The sequence below is a fragment of the Moorena sp. genome (assembly GCF_982860115.1).
Genome location: NZ_CEYLVT010000336.1, coordinates 1 through 6,072 on the forward strand (window position 1 = coordinate 1; position 6,072 = coordinate 6,072).

Consider the following 6,072-nt stretch of genomic DNA (forward strand, 5'->3'; position numbering starts at 1 on the left):
TCCCATAGTGTCGTAAAAAAGATTCTATATCCAAGCTAACCTGCGGAATGTGGGGGCAAAGAAGAAAACATCTAAATATATGGAAGTTCTAAATTGGGTTTATGATATCCAGTCCGGTAGTATCGGTAAAAATTACCACGTACCACGGGACAGGATCTGATTTGATGTATCTGGTCTCACCTAGGTTATAAATCTGAAAACTGCTGTAATTCAATCAGTGAATTATGGTTAGGCTTCTTTGTAATTTGAGTTAATAGTGCTTCATAGCGGTTGAGAGCCTTTTGATAGGCGAAGTGATTCATAGCAAATTTTCTACCTTGTTGACCTAGAGATACCCCCTGCTCAGGATTTTCATACAATTCGACAATTGCAGATGCTAAAGCCTGGGGCTGTTGTGGTGGTACCACCACACCGCCACCACTTTTTCGAACAACTCGCGCTGCAGTTCCATTCAAAGGCACAGAAGCAATGATGGGTCGTCCGCAAGCCAATAGCACTTGAATTTTTGAGGGCATATTAAAGGAAACAACGTTACGTTTTTGCACAACTAAACCTATATCTGCTGCTGCCAACATTTCTGGTAACTTCTCTCGGGGTTGGAACGGTAAAAGCTTGACATTACTAGCGTTGCAAGTCTGACAGTCTTGCTGTAGCTGCTGTAGAGCCTTAGATTCTCCAACAATGACGAAGACAATTTCTGGAATATGCCTGACCAGAGTAGCCGCCTTCACTACTGTTTCGAGTCCCTGAGTCAGGGCAATATTACCGGAATACAGTACTACGAACTTGCCATCAAGATGGTAAGCAGTGCGAAACGAATTTCCTTGTTTGGGTAAGGGACGGATAACATTAACATTCGCCCAGTTGGGGATACAGGTAATTTTCTCTTTAGGTACTCCTTTACTGACTAAATTGTCAACGAATCCCTCAGAAATAACACTGATTTTATGAGCACTGTGGTAGGCAAACTTCTCTAAAGCTTCAAAGATACGGATAGCTAGTTTGTTTCTAATTAGACCAACCTGTACAGCAGCTTCTGGCAAAATATCCTGTAAATTAAGTAATACTGGACAGTTGTACAACCAAGCGAGTAAAGCAGCTGGTACACTAACCGCTAGGGAGGGTACTGTCAGTAGAATCACATCAGGTCGCCAGCCCCGGAAAGCCTGAATCAAACTGGTCACGACGAAGCTACCATCTAGTAGTATCCTTGTCACTACACCAGGCTTTGGTCGAATCCAGACATAGGAGCGTTGAATTATTACTCCCTTTCTTTCTTCAGTCAGATACCACTTACCCTGATATTTATCATAGATAGAGCGCTGGGGATAGTTCGGCATACTAGTGACGACTCGTACTTGATGTCCTGCCTTGACCAAACCTTCTGCGAGTTCCGTCATTAATGGGGCAATGCCGATCGGTTCAGGATGATAATTATAGGAGTAGATTAATATGCGCATGAATGTTATTGGTAGAGCGAGTAGTCTGTCAAGTTAACCTTTGACAGGTGGACAAGGGATGGATCGCTTTTTAGAATTCCTACAAGAAACACCTATATCTAGTTAGTTATATCTATCAGTTACTTAGGAACTGGTGTCTAATTATCCTAGATACTTTAGTGTTTGAATTTTCACCTTTAAGAGAAAAATTTTCACTTTAATAATTCAAAGGGTTTGGTTGAACTTTCGACGTTATAGCCTTGATAACTATATGGTCAATCTGCTTTTTATGTTGATGCTTATGCACTGAACGAACAGCGAATATACCAAAAGCTATTAATCTCAATAGAGCAGTAGGTTAGACAGACGTTATTAGGGGCTATTCTCTCTAAGAATACAGACATAAAAACTAAATTAATCTGACCTTTTGTAGCAGGAAATAATTAGTCCTAACACTTAGAGTAGCTCCTGATGATCATTCCCTTTTATTAGTTCTATTCATATAGCTATCAAAACTATCATACTCACTGGTTGGACTCATCATAGCATCTTAGCAATCGTCAATTTTATTATAGAAATACCTGGGAGGGTACCTTCTTTATTCTTGATTACCAATCTGCTAACAATCCCCTTAAATAAATATGCTTATTCAAGCTTTTTTACAAAAAAAATTAAACACAATTTGTAAAATTATATACCATTATTATCCCTAGATAATAAACCAGATAAACCTCTAATTTAAATAGCTTCATAAATTCCAATGCTGCTGTAATCTTAGATAGTTCTTTAAGTGTTGATTTTTGCATAATAAATCTCTTGATAAAGGCAGATAATTAATAGATAGCTAAGCTTTATAGGTCTCTATCTGTTATTTTAGATAACGCTAATGGTGTTGCTGGTTTTATCAAAACTATCTATATAGTATAAGAGGATCTATTTTATAGATAAAGTTTATGAATGAGTCGTGAACGTAAAACTAGCTGAAAGTATTATTTCAAAAGGGTGCTTTGTTCATAACTCAAATGGAAACGCCATAGGACTATACGAAACTATTGGGTTCAGCCATGTTACTATGCCCCACTACCTGTTTTTATAAAGGAACTACCGGAAAGCTTATCAAAAACAGCTATTAATTTTCAATTATTTAATTTTAAAGATTGTGTGAATTTAATGTGAAGATATAGACTTATTATACTCTATGGGGAAATCTGAAATCCTTACTTAGCTAGGAGCTAGTTTTGGGAAATAATACTGGATTAATCAGCTATAGAATTTATAAGCTGTTTAGGAAAAAATGAGCAGGAATTCTTTTAAGGCTATAGCCGCTGCTCTAACGGTGTTTGCAAATTAATAGTGTTGGCGAATTACCTCCAAACTTCAGCAAAGTGATGCAGGCCGGTCTTCAGGACCCAGTGGGGTCTTGGGTGTTGCCCCGATGAGGGACTGCATCAAGACAGCTGCGGACGCAGGTGACCTACGCAGCCCCTCCCGAAGACCGTGCTGGCCTAGAAACCCCCACTCGCGCTTTGCATGGCTGACAGGGGGTTATAAACGTGGATTTGGAATCAGGCTATCAAGGGAAGGGCTCTCCTAATTATCTTGGCTTAAGTGGTTAGCCCAAAATAAAAAATCAGTAAAGACTGTGTGAAGAAATTTGTGAAGAAATGGTAAAGAAAAGGGAAGATAAGACCCAGTAAGGCTTACAAAAATAAGCGATCGCAACAGGATAGTGCTTAGAGAACACGAATAAGCGCGAAGCATTTACCGGATTGGTCAGCAGGAGATATTCACCACACTCTGTACTCAGCACTCCTTAATGACTAAGTTTGGTAAACCAGAGTAATTCAGAACCCTAAAATATTACCCAATTCCCCCTAAAGTAAAGGAAAAGCCCACTTTTGGGTAAGATGTTTGATGGTTTTTGGTAATGATGTGTCATGCCACGGTGGTTTTGGGAACGCTGTAATTGTAATCAAGAACGGTAGGAATGGGTAAACCGGGGATGAGACAATGGCGGACAAACCACCAAAACTGCTAAGTTTACACCTCCTCATTAGCTGATCGCTTTATTTATATACAATTTTCCGAGAGTCAGTGAGCTTCTGCTATGGTCATGCGCCCCAATAACTCACTCCTACCAGTGGCTAAAACTTTACCAAATCTTGACAGTTATAGGGTGTTAACTCATGTAGATTCAACATACATTCAAGAAGAGAATAATGATGTGAATCTGTGCTGTTAATACCGATACAGTGTACTATCAATTCCTATACAAAATAGATGAGTTACCAAGTTCCGGTCAAAGTTCCCTTCGTTTCACTAGCTCAACAACACGGACCTATTCAAACCGAGCTAGACCAGGCAATTCAAGCTGTAGTGCAGCAGGGAGATTTTGTTCTCGGTAAAGCGTTGATCAATTTTGAGGAAGCATTTGCGGGTGCAAGTGGTGTCGAATACGGTATCGGAGTGGGATCTGGCACCGATGCGATCGCACTCGGATTACAAGCCTGTGGCATTAGTGCTGAGGATGAAGTGATTTGTCCTGCTAACACCTTTATCGCTACAGTCATGGGCATCATAGCTGCTGGTGCTACGCCAATTTTGGTGGATTGCAACCCTCGTACTGCCCTAATTGATCTCGATAGTGCCAAACAAGCAATTACAGCCAAAACCAAGGCAATTGTCCCTGTGCACCTTTACGGTCAGATGGTATCTCCGAGTGAGTTAATGGCATTTGCTGATGCCTACAACTTACTAATTTTTGAAGATGCAGCACAAGCTCACTTAGCTAAGCGAGAGGATTATTATGCTGGTTCTGTGGGCAAGGCGGCAGCATTTAGTTTCTACCCCAGTAAAAACTTGGGTGCCTTTGGTAACGGTGGCATGGTAATCACTAATGATGCTACTGTGGCTGAAAAAGTGCGATCGCTTCGCAATTACGGAGCACCTCGCAAATATTTTCATACCGAAATCGGCAAAAATAGCCGTTTAGATACGTTACAAGCTGCTATCCTCAATGTCAAACTGCCTTATTTGACTGAGTGGAACCAGTCACGGTACTGGGCAGCTGGGCAGTACGACAATCTACTCAGGGCTTTGGAAGGTGACGGGATTGTTCCCATCGAAAACCACAGCGGGCCAGGTCATGTCTACCACCTTTATGTGATTCGGGTGGGTCAACAATTTCCCTTTAACCGACAGAGTATCCAGGATGCTCTGGCCTCAGTGGGAATTCAAACTGGTATTCATTATCCAATTCCTTGCCATCTCCAGCCAGCTTACAAGTACTTGGGATATCAAGCCGGTGACTTTCCCCATGCGGAAGCTCTGTGCAATGAGATTTTATCTCTACCAATTTATCCCAACTTGAGCAAGGAGCAGATTGAGCAGGTTGTTGATGGGTTAGCTAATTTATTAGGCGTGCTTGAGCCATTAGTTATTAATCATTAAACTATGCAAATTGGACGCAAAATTCCTATTGCCATTGATCGCTATCTACTGGACGGTTTGATCATCGCTTTGCTAGTCATTATTTATGGTCCTGTGCTGATGCATTGGTATGATGGCTGGCTCAACAAAAGTATCAGCATTACCCATGAATACTTTAGCCATGGTTTGATTGGGCTACCGTTTGCTGCCCATATTGTGTGGACGAACCGACGACGGTGGCATAAGCTGACTGATACAGCGCATCCCTTTGGTGTAGTCTTACTGATGATTGGAGCAGTAAGCTATCTTAGCGGTCAATCAGAACTGGTAAATTTATCCTTTCCAATGGTTTTAGCTGGTATGAGCCTATGGTTAAAAGGGATTGGTGGCTTTAAGCTACAAAGTTTTCCTTTGCTGCTAGTGGCTTTGGCAACTCCAACAGCAGTTCCCTATTTGATTGAACCTTATATCTTGCCCCTACAACGCTTTATTGCTGCCATGGCTGCCTTTATTCTGACTCAGTTTGGGATGAATGTCAGACTCGAAGGGATTAACTTGTTCGTAAGTGACCGAATTGTGGAGGTAGCCCCTCACTGTGCTGGTCTTAAAATGTTATTTACTTGCCTGTATGTGAGTTTGATGTTGCTTTACTGGAGCGGTGCTATTGAGTCACGCCTAAAGACTATTTGGCTGTTATCGGGTGCAGTGCTTATAAGTGTTAGTGCTAATATTGTCCGCAATAGTGTGCTTACTTTTTTCCATGGCAGTGGGCAAGATAAGGCATTTCATTGGCTCCATGAAAGCTGGGGGGGCGACCTGTATTCAGCGATGATGTTAGTGATGCTGGTTCTATTAATGAAGTTGATTGAAAAATACGTCTCCTCAGACACCCAACTTGACTCCGTTGGCTAAGCATCAAGGTAAGCATATGCGCGCTCGCGCACGCTGCGCGAACAGCTATCAGCGTGTCGCGTATCAGCTCTCAGTTATTAGCTATTAGCTATTAGCATTGAGCTTATGTGCTACGCGCACGCTGTCAGCCATGCAAAGCGCGAGTGGGGGAAACTCCCGCAGGTCGGCGCTGCATCGCTACTATATCGGTGCTTTTGAATAAAGTAGGTAACCATTTGTTTAATCTGAGTGAAGTCCCAGCGTCGTTCGCACAGCGTGGCCAAACGCGCCCCGCGTGGCCTTTTGGCCAAGG

3 protein-coding genes are annotated in these 6,072 nt (G+C 42.0%); 2 read left to right on the plus strand and 1 reads right to left on the minus strand.

All coding sequences use genetic code 11. The features are described 5' to 3' along the window. Positions 1-185: 185 nt before the first annotated feature. Positions 186-1,460 carry a glycosyltransferase family 4 protein gene (locus AC4II3_RS30710; protein ID WP_488013884.1) on the minus strand — a complete coding sequence of 425 codons (1,275 nt, stop codon included), beginning with the start codon at positions 1,458-1,460 and terminating at the stop codon, positions 186-188. Between the two features lie 2,259 nt (positions 1,461-3,719). On the opposite strand from AC4II3_RS30710, the gene AC4II3_RS30715 reads away from it, so the two are divergent. Further along, the gene (locus AC4II3_RS30715) at positions 3,720-4,889 is read left to right on the plus strand and encodes a DegT/DnrJ/EryC1/StrS family aminotransferase (RefSeq protein WP_488013882.1); all 1,170 of its coding nucleotides are present in this window, start codon (positions 3,720-3,722) and stop codon (positions 4,887-4,889) included. Positions 4,890-4,892: 3 nt separating this feature from the next. Beyond that, a complete protein-coding gene (crtB, locus tag AC4II3_RS30720) occupies positions 4,893-5,780 on the plus strand; it encodes a cyanoexosortase B (protein WP_488013880.1) in 888 nt (295 codons plus the stop codon). Positions 5,781-6,072 lie beyond the last annotated feature (292 nt).

What these genes read in the sequence shown, in the direction of transcription:
- AC4II3_RS30710 (WP_488013884.1), bottom strand. Translation starts at nt 1,460, where the DNA reads ATGCGCATATTAATCTACTCCTATAATTATCATCCTGAACCGATCGGC.
- AC4II3_RS30715 (WP_488013882.1), top strand. Translation starts at nt 3,720, where the DNA reads ATGAGTTACCAAGTTCCGGTCAAAGTTCCCTTCGTTTCACTAGCTCAA.
- crtB (WP_488013880.1), top strand. Translation starts at nt 4,893, where the DNA reads ATGCAAATTGGACGCAAAATTCCTATTGCCATTGATCGCTATCTACTG.